This is a genomic window from Rhodococcus artemisiae (genome assembly GCF_036327795.1).
Lineage (GTDB): Bacteria > Actinomycetota > Actinomycetes > Mycobacteriales > Mycobacteriaceae > Rhodococcus > Rhodococcus artemisiae.
Window position 1 is genome coordinate 139,030 of record NZ_JAUTXY010000011.1, and the last position, 14,679, is coordinate 153,708.

At 64.8% G+C, this 14,679-nt stretch carries 17 protein-coding genes; 11 read left to right on the forward strand and 6 right to left on the reverse strand.

Features of this window, described 5'->3' with window-relative positions:
* Positions 1-7 precede the first annotated feature (7 nt).
* Both Q7514_RS21870 and Q7514_RS21875 read right to left on the reverse strand, forming a co-directional pair.
* Entirely contained in the window at positions 8-1,141 is a 1,134-nt protein-coding gene (locus Q7514_RS21870; RefSeq protein ID WP_330135357.1) for a thiolase family protein, read from the reverse strand.
* A 167-nt stretch (positions 1,142-1,308) separates the two neighbouring features.
* Positions 1,309-2,670, reverse strand: a complete 1,362-nt coding sequence (locus tag Q7514_RS21875) for an MFS transporter (RefSeq protein ID WP_408016157.1) — start codon at positions 2,668-2,670, stop codon at positions 1,309-1,311.
* Between the two features lie 309 nt (positions 2,671-2,979).
* On the opposite strand from Q7514_RS21875, the gene Q7514_RS21880 reads away from it, so the two are divergent.
* From Q7514_RS21880 to Q7514_RS21890, 3 genes are read left to right on the forward strand one after another with little or no spacing between them, the layout of a single operon-like run.
* On the forward strand, positions 2,980-4,224 hold the full coding sequence (locus Q7514_RS21880; RefSeq protein WP_330135358.1) for a CoA transferase: 1,245 nt from the start codon (positions 2,980-2,982) through the stop codon (positions 4,222-4,224).
* The gene (locus tag Q7514_RS21885) at positions 4,221-5,414 is read left to right on the forward strand and encodes an acyl-CoA dehydrogenase family protein (protein WP_330135359.1); all 1,194 of its coding nucleotides are present in this window, start codon (positions 4,221-4,223) and stop codon (positions 5,412-5,414) included. The genes Q7514_RS21880 and Q7514_RS21885 overlap by 4 nt, the downstream gene beginning before the upstream one ends.
* Before the next feature lie 37 nt (positions 5,415-5,451).
* Entirely contained in the window at positions 5,452-6,609 is a 1,158-nt protein-coding gene (locus Q7514_RS21890) for an acyl-CoA dehydrogenase family protein (protein WP_330135360.1), read from the forward strand.
* 92 nt (positions 6,610-6,701) lie between these two features.
* On the opposite strand, the gene Q7514_RS21895 is transcribed toward Q7514_RS21890, so the two are convergent.
* The gene (locus Q7514_RS21895) at positions 6,702-7,319 is read right to left on the reverse strand and encodes a LysE family translocator (RefSeq protein ID WP_330135361.1); all 618 of its coding nucleotides are present in this window, start codon (positions 7,317-7,319) and stop codon (positions 6,702-6,704) included.
* 123 nt (positions 7,320-7,442) lie between these two features.
* Here Q7514_RS21895 and Q7514_RS21900 point away from each other — a divergent pair, with 123 nt between their 5' ends.
* From Q7514_RS21900 to Q7514_RS21935, 8 genes are all read left to right on the forward strand, one after another.
* The gene (locus Q7514_RS21900; protein WP_330135362.1) at positions 7,443-7,895 is read left to right on the forward strand and encodes an Lrp/AsnC family transcriptional regulator; all 453 of its coding nucleotides are present in this window, start codon (positions 7,443-7,445) and stop codon (positions 7,893-7,895) included.
* Positions 7,896-7,964: 69 nt separating this feature from the next.
* On the forward strand, positions 7,965-8,585 hold the full coding sequence (locus Q7514_RS21905) for an AIM24 family protein (RefSeq protein WP_330135363.1): 621 nt from the start codon (positions 7,965-7,967) through the stop codon (positions 8,583-8,585).
* Positions 8,586-8,595: 10 nt separating this feature from the next.
* Complete coding sequence (locus Q7514_RS21910; protein WP_330135364.1) at positions 8,596-9,297, forward strand: AIM24 family protein; 702 nt, start codon at positions 8,596-8,598, stop codon at positions 9,295-9,297.
* Positions 9,294-10,049, forward strand: a complete 756-nt coding sequence (locus tag Q7514_RS21915; RefSeq protein WP_330135365.1) for an AIM24 family protein — start codon at positions 9,294-9,296, stop codon at positions 10,047-10,049. The genes Q7514_RS21910 and Q7514_RS21915 overlap by 4 nt, the downstream gene beginning before the upstream one ends.
* 138 nt (positions 10,050-10,187) lie before the next feature.
* A complete protein-coding gene (locus Q7514_RS21920; protein ID WP_330135366.1) occupies positions 10,188-10,385 on the forward strand; it encodes a (2Fe-2S)-binding protein in 198 nt (65 codons plus the stop codon).
* 49 nt (positions 10,386-10,434) lie between these two features.
* Positions 10,435-10,911: a bacterioferritin gene (gene bfr / locus Q7514_RS21925; RefSeq protein ID WP_054718582.1), complete on the forward strand. Its 477-nt coding sequence runs from the start codon at positions 10,435-10,437 to the stop codon at positions 10,909-10,911.
* 140 nt (positions 10,912-11,051) lie between these two features.
* Positions 11,052-11,438, forward strand: coding sequence for a VOC family protein (locus Q7514_RS21930; protein WP_330135367.1), 387 nt, complete (start codon positions 11,052-11,054; stop codon positions 11,436-11,438).
* Positions 11,439-11,480: 42 nt separating this feature from the next.
* Positions 11,481-11,984 carry a DnaJ family domain-containing protein gene (locus Q7514_RS21935; RefSeq protein ID WP_330135368.1) on the forward strand — a complete coding sequence of 168 codons (504 nt, stop codon included), beginning with the start codon at positions 11,481-11,483 and terminating at the stop codon, positions 11,982-11,984.
* Positions 11,985-12,351: 367 nt separating this feature from the next.
* Here the strand turns inward: Q7514_RS21935 and Q7514_RS21940 are convergent, their stop codons facing one another.
* From Q7514_RS21940 to Q7514_RS21950, 3 genes are all read right to left on the reverse strand, one after another.
* Positions 12,352-12,627: a PASTA domain-containing protein gene (locus tag Q7514_RS21940; protein ID WP_330135369.1), complete on the reverse strand. Its 276-nt coding sequence runs from the start codon at positions 12,625-12,627 to the stop codon at positions 12,352-12,354.
* Between the two features lie 117 nt (positions 12,628-12,744).
* Positions 12,745-13,032 (reverse strand): hypothetical protein, encoded by a 288-nt coding sequence (locus Q7514_RS21945; RefSeq protein WP_330135370.1) that lies wholly within the window; start codon positions 13,030-13,032, stop codon positions 12,745-12,747.
* A 125-nt stretch (positions 13,033-13,157) separates the two neighbouring features.
* On the reverse strand, positions 13,158-14,489 hold the full coding sequence (locus Q7514_RS21950; protein WP_330135371.1) for a hemolysin family protein: 1,332 nt from the start codon (positions 14,487-14,489) through the stop codon (positions 13,158-13,160).
* Between the last annotated feature and the right edge of the window lie 190 nt (positions 14,490-14,679).

Genomic DNA, 14,679 nt, shown 5'->3' on the forward strand with positions numbered 1-14,679 from the left:
GCGGGTATCAGAGCAGTTCGAGAACGGTGGCGTTGGCCATGCCGCCGGCCTCGCACATCGACTGCAGGCCGTAGCGGATGCCGTTGTCGCGCATGTGGTGTACAAGGCGGGTCATGAGGATCGCGCCGGAGCCACCGAGCGGGTGGCCGACACCGATCGCGCCACCGAGAGGGTTGAGCCGGTCGAGCTTCGCGCCTGTCTCGGCGAGCCATGCGAGCGGCACTGGTGCGAATGCTTCGTTGATCTCGAAGGCGCCGATGTCGTCGATGGACAGACCCGACTTCGCGAGGGCCTTCTCGGTAGCGGCAATCGGGCCCGTGAGCATCACGACCGGGTCATCGGCCGCCACGACCGCGGTGTGGATGCGCGCGAGCGGGGTCCATCCCTGCTGCGCGGCGTACTCGCTGGTGGTGATCAGGAGAGCACCGGCACCGTCGGAGATCTGCGAGGAGTTACCGGCGTGGATGACGCCGTCCTCCTTGAACACGGTCTTGAGCTTGCCGAGCGACTCGAGCGTACCTCCACGGCGGATGCCCTCATCGGTGCGCAGACCCGCGATCGGAGCGATCTGCTTCTCGAACGCACCGGCATCGGTCGCGGCCGCGGAGAGTTCGTGAGAGCGGAGCGAGAATTCGTCGAGTCGGGTGCGGGTGAACCCCCACTTCTCGGCGATCATCTCGGCGCCGATGCCCTGACTGAATCCGTTGACACCGAACCGTTCGAGCACCTCGGGCGGGTAGTTCTCGCCGGGGTTCTTCACGGCACTGCCCATCGGAACGAGTGACATCGACTCGACACCACCGGCAACGACGACGTCGGCCTGGTCGGCGATCACGGACCCGGCGGCGAACGACACGGCCTGCTGGCTCGACCCACAGGCGCGGTTGATCGTGGTGGCGGGCACCGACACGGGCCATCCAGCGGCAAACACTGCGCTACGTGAGACGATTCCGGCCTGCGCGCCCACTTGGCTCACACAACCCCACTGGACATCGTCGACCGACGAAGGCTCGAAGCCGTTGCGTTCGGCGAGTGCGCGGAGCACATGAGCCGAGAGGTCGACGGGGTGAACTTCGGACAGGGCACCGCCCCGTCGTCCGATGGGAGTACGGACGGCATCGACGATCACGGCATCGCGCATGTGAATCGGTCCTTTTTGTGGTAGCGAACAAATCGGTCTGGTCGGTAACCCGATGGAGCGAACACCAGCAAAGTGCCACCGGCCGGGTAGTGGTTCTCACGTCGAGGAGACCACGCGCCCGGCCGGTGAGGGAAAGTCTTTCGGCGGAAGCTTCCGTTAGGCGGAAGCTATGCCGACTTCGCGAGAACCTCGCCGCGGATGATCTTGCGGTCGCGTTCGGGGTTGGCGAACACCAGCACGAGCACCGCCGCGATCGCACCGAGGACACCGATGATCTGGAACGAGGTCGCGTAACCCTCGGCTGCGGTGGCAGCGCTGTCGACGATGAGGCCGGTGCCGTAGGGGGCGACGAGGCCACCGACTGCCATGAGCGCGAGGAACACGCCCATCGTGCCGGCGGTCTGCTGCGGCGGGCACAGCTCGGAGATCGCGGCGTTGATCAGCGGGAAGGCGATGGCGCCGAAGCCGTAGCCGATCGAGACGACCGCCACGGCGAGGGCCGGGGTACCGATCGACGGGAGGAAGACCAGGACCGCACCGCAGATGAGGACGCCGATGGCGGGAACGATGATGCGGACCACGCGGGAGGTGTAGCCGCGACCACGCAGGCGGTCGGTGACGGTGCCCGACGAGATCATCAGCACGAGTCCGACGATCGAGGGAAGTGCGAACATCGAGCCTGCCTGCAGGGCGCTGTAGCCGAGGCCCAGTTCGAAGTACGACGGCAGCCAGGTGAGGACCACGGTGGTGAGCGCATACACGACGATGATCATGAAGGCGCAGCTCGCGAAGGTGCGGGTGAAGAAGATCTTGCGCCACGACACGGACGGCTCCGTCGGCGCGGACCCCACCGCGGTATCGGCACCCTTGACTGCTTTGGACGTGAACGGGCCTTCCTTGAAGCCGGGGATCCAGCACACCATCCACACCAGACCGAGGACCGACAGCGCAACGATGGCCATACGCCACCCGTATTGAACGGTGATGAAGGTCAGGACCGGAGCGAGCGCGATCTTGGCGACCGAGGCAGAGCCGGCGAGAAATGCGCCGGGCAGACCGCGTTTGGCCGGCGGGTGCCACGAGTACGCGGCGGTGTGCATGAGGGCCGAACTCGGGCCTTCACCCAGGCCGAGCAACATGCGGCACACGACGAGGACGACGAAGCCCCCGGTGACGACGAGCGGCAGCATCACGACCGACCAGGTCAGTCCGAGCGCGAGCAGTGCCCACTTGAGGGTCAACTTCTTCTCGAGCGGTCCGGCGAGGAAGCCGCCGACGGTGAAGGTCACGAAGAACAGCGAGCCGACGAGGCCGATCTGCGACGAGGTCAGCCCGAACTCCCGAGCGAGCGGCTGAGCGATGATGCCGAGCACGGCCTTGTCGGCGTAGTTCACGACATACAGGAAGATGACCAACCCGGTCATACCCCAGGCACGGCCGGCAGTCACCTTGAACGGCAGTTTGGATTCGGATGGCTCGGGGCCATCGTGGGTACGGTCCGTACCATTCACGATCTCACCTGTGGTCACGTGGAGTCCCTTCAAGACTCGGAGGAAACCGACGCGGGCTGCACTGGCCTCGCGATCGGCGTGGAGCATCACGCCTGGCGTTGGATGTCATTCAACGTGACGGAGCTCACCGAACACAAAGAGTTCTGCCCGATCCGAACGATCACCAGAACCTATGACCCGTCACAACCGGAGCGGAATATTGATCTGCGCTAACCGATCGATAGCCGATCGGTGCTGGTCCGCCCCAGAAACCTGTTGCATGCTGACTGGGAACCGATTCGGGTCACGCGTGCCCGAACACACGTGACGGACGAGGACAGAGAAACCATGAACTCCACCGCCTCCACAGACGAGCTCCCCTCGTCCACCGCCCCTCTTGCGGGTGTGCGCGTGGTCGAAGTGTCGAGCTTCGTCGCCGCACCCCTGTGTGGCATGACCCTGGCGCACCTCGGCGCCGACGTCATCCGCGTAGATCCGATCGGCGGAGCTGCCGACTACCACCGGTGGCCGCTGACCGAGGACGACGAGTCCATCTACTGGGCCGGCCTGAACAAGGGAAAACGTTCGTTCGCAGCGAACTTCCGTGACCCCCAGGCACACAAGATCATTCGAGATCTCATCATCGACGCCGGTGTGCTCGTCACCAATGCGGCCGGACGCGACTGGCTCGACTACGACGAGCTCTCCGCCATCCGGCCCGATCTGATCCACGTCCAGGTCCTCGGGCGTGCCGACGGCACCGGTGCCGTCGACTACACCGTCAACGCCGCCACCGGGTTCCCCCAGGTGACCGGGCCCGAGAACCTCGACAGCCCCGTCAACCACGTGCTCCCCGCATGGGACGTCTCCTGCGGCCTCTACGCGGCGCTGTCGGTCGCGTCGGCCGTCTACCGACGCGAGATCACCGGCGCCGGAACCAAGATCGTGCTGCCGCTCGAGGACGTCGCGTTCGCGACCGCAGGCAACCTCGGTTACCTCGCCGAAGCACAGCTCGGACTTCCCGGACGCGGCCGCTTCGGCAATGCCGTCTACGGCACCTACGGCTCCGACTTCACCACCTCGGACGGTGCCCGCATCATGATCGTCGCCCTGACCCCGCGACACTTCCGCGATCTGACCGAACTCACCGGCACCACCTCGGCCGCAGCTGCGCTCGAGGCCGCGCTCGGCGTCGACTTCCGCGACGAAGGTGTCCGTTTCGAACACCGCGAGGTGCTGGGCGGCCTGTTCGCCAAATGGTTCCGTGAGCACACCGTCGCCGAGGCAGAGGCCGCGCTCGACGGCACCTCGATCCTGCACGAGCGCTACCGCACGTTCGCCGAACTCGCTTCCGACCCACGCGTGACGAACAACCCGATGTTCCAGAAGATCGACCAGCCGCGCATCGGCACGCATCTCGCACCGAGCACACCGATGTCGTTCGACGGTGAGCACCCGCCCGTGCGCACCGCCCCCGCCAACGGTGACGACACCGCCGGGATCCTCACCGAACATCTCGGCCTCACCGACGACGAGATCGACGCACTCGCCGCCGCCGGCTCTGTCCGCACCCAGCAGAAGGACAACGCATGACCCGCCTGGCCCAGACCCTCGGCCTGACCGAGTTCCAGACCGAGATCCTCGACAACGTACGACGTTTCGTCGACCGCGAGATCATCCCGAACGCACAGGACCTCGAACACTCCGACACCTACCCGCAGGCGATCGTCGATCAGATGCGCGAGATGGGCCTGTTCGGTCTGATGATCCCCGAGGAGTACGGCGGACTCGGCGAGTCGCTGCTCACCTACGCCCTGTGCGTCGAGGAACTCGCGCGGGGCTGGATGAGCGTTTCCGGCGTCATCAACACGCACTTCATCGTCGCGTACATGATCCGCCAGCACGGAACCGAAGCACAGAAGCAGCACTTCCTGCCGCGCATGGCAACCGGCGAGGTGCGCGGCGCGTTCTCGATGTCCGAGCCCGAACTCGGCTCCGACGTCGCTGCGATCCGTACCAAGGCCAAGCGCGACGCCGACGGCGACTACGTCATCAACGGCCAGAAGATGTGGCTGACCAACGGCGGAAGCTCCACCCTCGTCGCCGCACTCGTCCGTACCGAGGAGGGCGCCGACAAGCCGCACCAGAACCTCACCACGTTCCTCGTCGAGAAGCCTGCAGGTTTCGGCGAGGTGGCGCCCGGGCTGACCATCCCCGGCAAGATCGACAAGATGGGCTACAAAGGCATCGACACGACCGAACTGGTCTTCGACGACTACAAAGCCTCTGCCGACACCATCCTCGGCGGTGCTCCCGGTCGTGGCTTCTTCCAGATGATGGACGGTGTCGAGGTCGGTCGCGTCAACGTCTCCGCCCGCGCGTGCGGTGTCGCGATCCGCGCATTCGAGCTTGCAGCCCGGTATGCACAACAGCGCACCACGTTCGGCAAGCCGATCGCGCAACATCAGGCGATCGCGTTCTCCCTCGCCGAGATGGCGACCAAGGTCGAGGCCGCGCACCTGATGATGGTCAACGCTGCACGTCTGAAGGATTCGGGCGAACGCAACGACGTCGCCGCCGGCATGGCCAAGTACCTGACGAGCGAGTACTGCTCCGAGGTGACGCAGGCCAGCTTCCGCATCCACGGTGGCTACGGCTACTCCAAGGAGTACGAGATCGAGCGGCTCATGCGTGAGGCGCCGTTCCTGCTCATCGGCGAGGGCACCAGCGAGATCCAGAAGACGATCATCAGCAAGGGCATCCTCCGCGAGTACGCGCTGTAATCCTGCTGCCCTGTCACATTTACCGGAAGGAAAAGCCTTGCAGCGTACGGTGTTCAACGAGGACCACGAAGCATTCCGCGATACGGTTCGGACCTTCATCGCGAAGGAAGTCGTCCCGGTCTACGAGGAATGGGAAGAAGAGGGACATCCCCCGCGCGATTTCTACCGGCGCATGGGCGAACTCGGATTCCTCGGCATCCAGGTCCCCGAGGAGTACGGCGGAGGCGGCGAGAGCTCGCTGAAGTTCAACGTGATCCTCGCGGAAGAGGCATCGGCCGCGGGTGTGTCGTTCGGTTCGTCGTCGGTGCACTCGAACCTGATCCTGCCGTACATCATGCAGAACGCGACCGAGGATCAGAAGCAGCGCTGGCTCCCCGGATTCGCTTCGGGTGACCTGATGTTCGCGATCGCGATGACAGAGCCGGGCACCGGCTCCGACCTCGCGAACATCGCAACCAGCGCAAAGCTGTCGGACGACGGCAGCCACTACGTACTCAACGGATCGAAGACGTTCATCACCGGTGGTGCACTCGCCGACCGGGTGCTCGTCGTCGCCCGCACGACCCCCTACGACCCGGACAACCGTCGCGGTGGCCTCTCGATTCTCGTGGTGGACGCATCGAGCGAGGGCTACTCCGTCGGTCGCAAGCTGAAGAAGATCGGTCTCCGGACCTCCGACACGGCCGAGTTGTCGTTCGACGACGTGAAGGTTCCGGTCGCGGATCTGCTCGGCGAAGAGGGCAAGGCCTTCTCGTACCTCACCCAGAACCTCGCTCAGGAGCGTCTGACGATTGCGTTCGGCGCAGCCGCGACGGCGTCGGCCGCGATCGCACACGCCATCGCATACACCAAGGACCGCAAGGTCTTCGGCAAGCCCGTCGCCTCGTTCCAGAACTCCAAGTTCGTGCTCGCCGAGTGCTCGACCGAACTGCAGGCCATGCAGATCATGGTCGACCACGCGATCGAGCTCAACGACCGCGACGAGCTGTCCGTCCCCGACGCTGCCCGCGCGAAGCTGTTCGCGACCGAGGCGGCCGGCCGGATCATCGACAAGTGTCTGCAGCTGCACGGCGGCTACGGATACATCACCGAGTACCCGATCGCGCGCCTCTACGCCGACACCCGCGTCACCCGCATCTACGGTGGGACGAGCGAGGTCATGAAGACGATCATCGCGAAGGATCTCGGCCTCTGACGTGATCAGGCTATGGCACCGGAAGCGCGGATCATGTTGCCTTGCAGGCAACATGATCCGCGCTTCTCGTTCGCACTGGCTTCTCGTTCGCACTAGAGGAGAACCTGGCCGATCACCAGCGCCGTTCCGAGCGCGATCATCACCGCACCCGACACGCGGCTCACGATCGTGGCTGCTGCCGGGCGGGCGCGGAGCACACGCTTCGCACCCGCGCCGACACCCAGGTACACCACAGCGCACGTGATCACGTGCACCACACCGAGCATCACGATCTGCGCGGCGAGCGGCCACGGGCCTGCCGGATCTGTGAACTGCGGCAGCAGCGCCAGGAGCAACAGAAACACCTTCGGGTTGAGGCCGCTGACCCCCACACCCTTGACGGTCTGCCGCGCCCACGAGTGGGTGCCACCCGGCCCACCTTCCTGCGGAGCCGACGGGCTCGTGAGCATCCCCACGCCGAGCCACATCAGGTACGCGGCTCCGAGGGTCGACAGCACCGCGAGCAACACCGGCGACTGTGCGAGCACAGCCGCGACACCGGCCGCGACGATCGCGGTCATCACGAGGTGCCCGAGCAACATTCCGCTGACGGCAGGCACGACACTCCGATAGCGCAGTCCCGCAGTGATCGCATAGGCCCAGTCCGCGCCCGGCGTCAGTACGAACAGTATGGACACCATCCAGAACGCAACAACGACACCGGCAGCCATGGGTCACCTCATTTCCGTGAATTGAACGAGACGACTAGTCCCAAGGAAAGATTAGGAACTTTCCCCTGGAATGTGTTTGCAAGTACTCACCTGCCGCGTCGCCTTTGAGGGAAGATCTTCCACATGGACGCAATCGACAGGGAAATTCTTGCTGAGCTACAGAAAGACGGCCGACTCACCATCACCGAGCTCGCCGATCGCGTGCGTCTGAGCATCTCGCCCTGCCACCGGCGCCTACGCGCACTGGAGCGCGACGGAGCGATCAGCGGATACCACGCACAGCTCGACGCGAATGTCCTCGGCCTCACCTTCGAATCGCTGGTGTTCGTCACGATGCACACCGCGGAACGAATCACCCTCGACGCATTCGAGACGGCCGTGGCCACGATTCCCAACGTGATCCAGGCTCAACGCTTGTTCGGCGACCCGGACTATCTCCTGCGTGTCCTCACCCGCGACCTGTCGGCCTACCAGGCGCTCTACGACGAACAGCTCTCCGCACTCCCCGGTGTCCAGCGACTGAGCTCGACGCTCGTCATGAAACGTGTCGTAGAGAATCGGCCCCTGCCCCTGTGAACTGTTCCGCTGCCGAGCGGTAGGGGACCCGAAGGGACACGGTCATCGTGTGCCGATACTCTTCGCGCCATGCGACTGCTCGAGAAATCGAAACGAGTGATCGAAGCCCAACTGAACAACTCCACGATCCGCGCTCTGTCGGGTTCGATGGTGGCGTACGAGGGGCAGATCACCTTCAAATCTGCGGGGTTCGGCGGCGGCGACGGCGTGCTCGCGGGTCTGCGCCAGCGCGCGGCCGGCGAAGGCCTGTCGCTCATGGAGTGCACAGGCACCGGCGTGGTGTACCTCGCGCACCGAGCGCAGAACACCACGGTGCTCGAGCTGAACAACGAGACGTTGCAGGTCGAATCCGAACAGCTGCTTGCGCTGAACGGGAACCTCACCACCAACGTCACGTTCGCCGGGGTACGCGGCGGAATGAGCGGGCAGGGTCTGTTCACGACCACGGTGTCGGGATCGGGTCAGGTGGCGCTGCTCTCGTCGGGTGGCCCGCTCATCCATCTCGAGGTGTCGCCGCAATACCCGCTCGTCGTCGACCCCGACGCGTTCGTATGCGCGAAAGGGATGCTGACGCAATCCTTCGTGACCGATGTGTCGTGGCGGTCGGCGATCGGCCAGGGCAGCGGCGAAGCCTTCTCCCTCAGGTGGGACGGCAACGGCGTCGTGTCCATTCAGCCGGCGGAACGGTAGGGGGAGGACCATGGCGTTCACGAAGATCAACAGCAAGGTCGTGCGGGTCGACCTCATGCAGTCGGGTCCCATCATCGCGCGGCGCGGCGCGATGCTCTTCTATACCGGCGACGTGCAGTTCGCTCCGCACGGCACTCCGGGCGGGCTCGGCGGAAGCCCCGGACTCGGCGGGCTTGCCGGGATGGCCGGCCGGATGATGCAGGGCGAGCACGAGGCGACGATGATCGCCCAGGGCAAGGGCACCGTGCACTACGGCTTCAAGGGCCTCGAGACGCACATCGTCGACATGGCGGCCGGAGGGGAACTCCGCGTGGAGGCATCGCGGATGCTCGCTCATACCGCCGGTCTGCAGAGCTCGGTGGTCTCGGCGAACGCCTCACCGTCCGGAGGAGGTGGAGGGGGTCTGATGGGAGCGTTGCGTGGCGCCGCGACCGGCGTGGTCACCGGTCAGGGCATGTTCACCACCCAGTTGTCCGGTTACGGTGCGGCAGTGTTGCTCGCCCACGGCGGGGTCCTCGAGTTACAGGTGGGTGGGCCGGCGCCTGTGGTCGTCGACCCACAGGCCTTCGTCGCCTCCTACGGCCCAGTGCGTACCGAACTGAAATCCTCGACGAGCTGGCGCAACGTCGGCCGGACCGGGGGCGAGTCGATGCAACTCGAGTGCACCGGCCAGGGCATCGTCTACGTTCAGGCATCGGAGGAGAAGTTGTGAGCACCATCCTGAATCCGTCGCACCTGGTGGGCAGCGACAACGTTCCCGGTAACAACTACGCGTTCAGTATCGACCTGCAGTCACCCTGGTTTCTGTCGAAGGGCGCGATGATCGCGTACTACGGACAGATGCAGTTCAACGCGCTCACCCACGATCTGAGCGGGCAGATATTGCAGATGGTGGCGCGGCAGTTCTCGGCCCCGATGTATCTGGGTGAGTACGTGGTGGCAAGTGGCCACGGAAAGCTGATCCTCGGCGACCGCGGGTACGACATCAATTCGTACGACCTCGACGACGGTAACCTCACGATCCGCCAGGCGAGCCTGCTCGCGTTCGAACCGGGACTGTCGTTGAATCAGTCGATCGTGCCCGGGTTCCTCACACTGATCGGCACCGGCAAGTTCCTGGCGTCCTCGAACGGACCGGTGATGTTCGCCGAGCCGCCGCTACGCGTGGATCCTGAGGCTCTCGTCGGCTGGGCCGACTGCCCTTCGCCCAGCCACCACTACGACGAATCGTGGATCACCAGCCATCTGGCAGCGGGCGCGCGACGATTCGGCGTGCAGTCGGGAGAGGAACGCCAGTTCGATTTCACCGGCGCCGGCACAGTGCTGATCCAGTCGAGCGAGAAGGTCATCCACGATTCGTCGATCGTGCGAACCATCGAAGGTCACCTTCCCGGCCTGTCGTCGAGTGGACTACAGCGGATCAACCAAGTGGTGTCACAACAGATGCAGCAGCAACAGCATTAACAGCCCTGGGTGAACACTGGGAATAGCACGGAGTAACCATTCCTGAATTGTGACTACCATCACACACTAGGGTAGCCTAACCCGATGTAAGGTTTGGGCAACCTAAGAAAGTGTCGTCGGCAACAGGAATGGTGGCTCATGATCGTCTGCAGTTGCCACGCACTCACGCATCATCACATCGAAGCGGAGGTCGCAGCCGGCGCGCGCTGCACCCGCGAAGTGAGTGCAGCCTGCCGCGCAGGCACTGATTGCGGCAATTGCGTCCGCAACATCTCGGCGATCATCCGGCACGCCCGCGCTCAGAGTGAGATCATCGTACTCGAGACCGCCGTGTAGCCAGCCCCTACCCGGCGGTGAAACCCGATGGTTCACCCCGGGAGGTGCCATGAAGGGCGACAAGAAGGTAATCGAACTACTCAACGAGCAGCTCACAGCCGAGCTCACTGCGATCAACCAGTATTTTCTGCACTCGAAGATGCAGGAAGATCGCGGATGGACGAAACTCGCCTCGCACACGCGCGCCGAGTCGTTCGACGAGATGCGGCATGCCGAGAAGCTCACCGACAGGATCCTGTACCTCGACGGACTCCCCAACTATCAGCGGCTCGGGTCGCTGCGGCTGGGTCAGACCGTCAAGGAGATGCTCGAATCGGATCTGATCGTCGAGGTCGAGGCACGTGATCGGCTCCGCAAGGGGTCCGAGTACATGCGTTCGGTCAGCGACATCACGTCGGCGAACATCTTCGAGGCGATCCTCGCCGACGAAGAAGAACACATCGACTATCTGGAAACCCAGCTCGACCTGCTGGAGCAGCTCGGTGAGCCGCTCTACCTGGCCAAGCACGTGACGCCGGAGGAATGACGGCGTAGCAGCAAGAACATGTGAGGGCGACCCCATCGGGGTCGCCCTCACTGCGTCTGCGATGAGTTCCGGCCGATCCGACGGTCGGTACCTGGTGGATGGCACGGCACACCGTCGCGCCCCGTCCGGAAGGAGACCTCATGGCCACCCCCTCCCTCGGCAGTATGCTTCTGTCGAGTACGGATCCCGAACGCCTACGCGACTGGTACGTGAATGCATTCTCGGTGAAGTCCGAGCGCACACCCGGCGAACCCGCATACGACGTCCTCGATTTCGACGGCTTCTACGTCATGCTCGACCGTCGCGCCGATATCGGTGCACTCAATCCCGAACCCGGACGTCTGATCATCAACCTCGAAGTGACCGGTGCGCGAGACATCGTTACCCGACTCGACGAACTCGGCACGAAGTGGCACTCGCCGCTCGAAGATCGCGACGGCAGCCTCTTCGCGACCGCGATCGACCCCGACGGCAACTACGTGCAACTCGTCGAGCTCAGCGACGAGGCCAAAGCTGCGATGACCTGAGGTCGATCGCGTCGGGCTGTACACGATGGCATCCTGGAGGACGTGACCGAGCGCAAGCGTCCGGACGTGAGTTTCGAGACGTGGATCGAACGACAGATCCGCGTCGCGCAGGAACGTGGCGACTTCGACAACCTTCCCGGCGCCGGGAAACCCATCCCGGACCACGGGAACGACGAGATGTGGTGGATCAAGACCTATCTCGAGCGCGAAGGTCTGTCGGGGGAGGCATTGCTGCCGCCGGAACTGCAGTTGCGCAAGGAGATCGAACGACTGCCCGAGTCGGTGCGGACGATTCCGACGGAGAAGGACGTGCGGCAGGTCGTCGCCGATCTGAACCGCCGTGTCGCCGCGTGCATGCTCTCACCGGACCGGCCGCCCGTTCCGCTGCACAAGGTCGACGTCGACGACGTGCTCGAAGCCTGGCGAACAGCGCGACAGCAACGGCGCAGGGAAGCCGAGGAAGCCTTGGCAGCACCGGCAAGCACCGGGCAGACACCGACAAGCACCGAACAGCGACGACGGTTCCGATGGTTCCGGACGCGGTGAGCCGCGCGCCCCACTCAGCCTCGTGAAAGACCAGACCGAATCGGGAACACGGGGTCGCCGTATTGATCACGGTGCAGCGCGTTCGCATCGCCTCGCTGTACCAGACATCAGCCCAAGTGGGGTTTGCATGGCCGTTCAGCGCGAGCGCACGGAGGTATGCTCACCATCGACGGGCGTCGCGCTCACCTACCGACAGACCGTGGGCGCTCGACAACCTCACCGCGCGAATCGAATCCGAGACCACCGGGCAACCGACCCCAAGCTACCTCCGTCACAGGGCCACCGCGGACGATCTTGCATGTGGAGGGCAGATGGACACCCGCGATCCGCGCTGTTCTGATCGACAACGGAGGCGCCGCAGCCGCACTCAGGCCGGGTCGAGCTCCGCGGACTCGATCCGGTGTGGCACCGATGCATCGCGGCGCTCGCCGCCGCTGTCCTGGTTCCACAGGACCACCTCGGTGCCTCTCGCGACGACGGCCGACCCGGACGGCTCCTGGGCGACGATCACCCCGGTGGCCGGCGCGGCGGCCCCGTCGGGTCCGACCGGCAGCAGTCCCGTCCCTCGTACGATCGCGCAGGCATCGTCGGCGTTCAGGCCGACCACGTCGGGGACCTCGAGCTTCGCGTTGTGGTGGGCCATGATCACTTCTCCTTCAGACACTCACTCGAGCAGATCTCGTTCGTACCCGGCAATGCGTTCGCACCCGAGGCGTGCGGTCCAAAGCGTGGCTCAGTCCCGGAGACCAGTCTTCGCTCCTCACCCACGTGGTCGTCGTCTCAACCTGACGATCACCCAAGCCTGACACAACACGACGACCACCAAGAGCCCGAGGACGGCCAGCGGCCACGCCGCAAGGGTGCTGTGGCCCGGCACTGTGTCGAGGTGATGGATGTAGATGTCTCCCGCGATGGTGCTTCCGTCGAAGATGCAGGTCCATTCGGGATCTCGTCCCGGCAAGACCCTGGGCTCGACGCCACAGGTGAATCCCGACTCACGAAGCAGGTCACGCACGATCTCGGGATGTTCGGTCCAGATGTCAGGCAACGCCCTTCCCCTTATCTGTGTGAGGGCCCCGTCCGAGTCGGAGTCCGTACGGTCGCTCGGCTTCCTCGATGTGTCGTCGTGCCCGCTCCCACGGCGCGGGGCCAGAAGAAAACGAGCGCTCAGGTTCAGGCATGGGACGGCTCGTCCGACTCGGCGCGCCGTCGACGGGTCAGACGCAGGCGCGCGATACGGTGACCGTCGAGTTCACCGACGGTCAGCCGGTGCCCGTCGACAGTCACGCTTTCGCCCAGCCCCGGCAGGTGTTGCAGGTGGTGCAGCACGAAGCCGGCGACGGTCTCGTAAGGACCCTCGGGCAACACGATGGCGGTCAGCCGGGTGAAGTCCTCGACGTGGAGCCGGCCGTCGATCTGCTGGTGCAGCGGCCGGCGCTGGGGCGCGCTCGCAGTCTCGAACACGGTCGGGTCGTCGGCAGGATCGAATTCGTCGCCGATCTCCCCGACGATCTCTTCGACGATGTCCTCGACCGTCACGATGCCGGCGGTGCCGCCGTATTCGTCGACGATCAGAGCGATCTGGGCGTTGTCGCGGCGCATCACCGTCAACGCGGCGAGTGTCGGCTTGGATCCGGGCAGCGCGAGGATCGGGCGACACAGGTCGGCGACGGTGGCGGTGTCCGGGGACGGGTCGGCGAGCAGCAGATCACGCAGATGCACGAACCCCAACACATGATCGGCGGTGTCGGCGATCACGGGAAACCTACTGTGCGCCTGCTCCAATGCGATCGTGCGGGCGTCGGGGATCGTGGTGGCGGCACCGAGGAAATCGACATCGGTGCGCGGTCGCATCACCTCGGTCAGGTGCCGGGATCCGGCGTCGAAGACCTCGGTGAGCACACTGCGTTCATCGTCGGGAACTGCCTCGTGGCCGACGAGCAGATCACGCAGTTCCTCATGGGTGATCTCCTCGTTCGTGCGTGACGGGTCGGCCCCGAGCAGCCGCACCAACGCATCGGTGGAGATCGACAGCAGCCAGATCACCGGGCGCATGACGGTGGCGAAGCGGTCCAGAGCCGGGGCCGTGGTCACCGCAGTCCCGGTAGCACGTTGCAGGGCAATGCGTTTGGGAACCAATTCACCGAGCACCAGTGACAGGTATGCGATGACCAAGGTGGTGCCGATCAACGCGGCCGCGTTGGCTGCGCGGTCCGAGAGCCCCCACCCCTGCAAGGTCGGAGCGAAGTCCGGCGCGAGTGTCGAGGCGCCGTACGCGGCCGAGAAGAACCCCGCGACTGTCACACCGATCTGCACTGCGGACAGGAACCGGTTGGGATTGCGGGCCAGTTCCGCGGTGCGGCGGCCGCGACTGCTTCGCCGCTCGAGTTCGCGGAGTTGACTCTCACGCAATGTCACCAGTGCGATCTCGGTGGCGGCGAACACCCCGCCGACGAGCACGAACACCAGCACCAGTGCCAGGTTGAGAACGGTGTCGGCGGTCATACCACATTCCCCTGGTCAACGGGCGGTGGCGTGGGTTTCGGGCCGTCGTCCATGATCCTTTCTCCTCACCGGATGCTCTCCAGTGTAGGGAAAACGCGGCAAAGGCGAGCAACAGTCGATGTGCGGATCGTTGAGGGTGATCAACCCGATCACCTGCCCGTCCCCGGTGACGATGGCGAAGTGGTTTGCG

Excerpts from the sequence above, each read along its gene's own strand:
- Q7514_RS21940 (WP_330135369.1), bottom strand. The coding sequence starts at position 12,627 with ATGGCCCACCACAACGCGAAGCTCGAGGTCCCCGACGTGGTCGGCCTG.
- bfr (WP_054718582.1), top strand. The coding sequence starts at position 10,435 with ATGAAGGGCGACAAGAAGGTAATCGAACTACTCAACGAGCAGCTCACA.
- Q7514_RS21900 (WP_330135362.1), top strand. The coding sequence starts at position 7,443 with ATGGACGCAATCGACAGGGAAATTCTTGCTGAGCTACAGAAAGACGGC.
- Q7514_RS21950 (WP_330135371.1), bottom strand. The coding sequence starts at position 14,489 with ATGACCGCCGACACCGTTCTCAACCTGGCACTGGTGCTGGTGTTCGTG.
- Q7514_RS21880 (WP_330135358.1), top strand. The coding sequence starts at position 2,980 with ATGAACTCCACCGCCTCCACAGACGAGCTCCCCTCGTCCACCGCCCCT.
- Q7514_RS21905 (WP_330135363.1), top strand. The coding sequence starts at position 7,965 with ATGCGACTGCTCGAGAAATCGAAACGAGTGATCGAAGCCCAACTGAAC.
- Q7514_RS21920 (WP_330135366.1), top strand. The coding sequence starts at position 10,188 with ATGATCGTCTGCAGTTGCCACGCACTCACGCATCATCACATCGAAGCG.
- Q7514_RS21885 (WP_330135359.1), top strand. The coding sequence starts at position 4,221 with ATGACCCGCCTGGCCCAGACCCTCGGCCTGACCGAGTTCCAGACCGAG.
- Q7514_RS21870 (WP_330135357.1), bottom strand. The coding sequence starts at position 1,141 with ATGCGCGATGCCGTGATCGTCGATGCCGTCCGTACTCCCATCGGACGA.
- Q7514_RS21895 (WP_330135361.1), bottom strand. The coding sequence starts at position 7,319 with ATGGCTGCCGGTGTCGTTGTTGCGTTCTGGATGGTGTCCATACTGTTC.
- Q7514_RS21910 (WP_330135364.1), top strand. The coding sequence starts at position 8,596 with ATGGCGTTCACGAAGATCAACAGCAAGGTCGTGCGGGTCGACCTCATG.
- Q7514_RS21930 (WP_330135367.1), top strand. The coding sequence starts at position 11,052 with ATGGCCACCCCCTCCCTCGGCAGTATGCTTCTGTCGAGTACGGATCCC.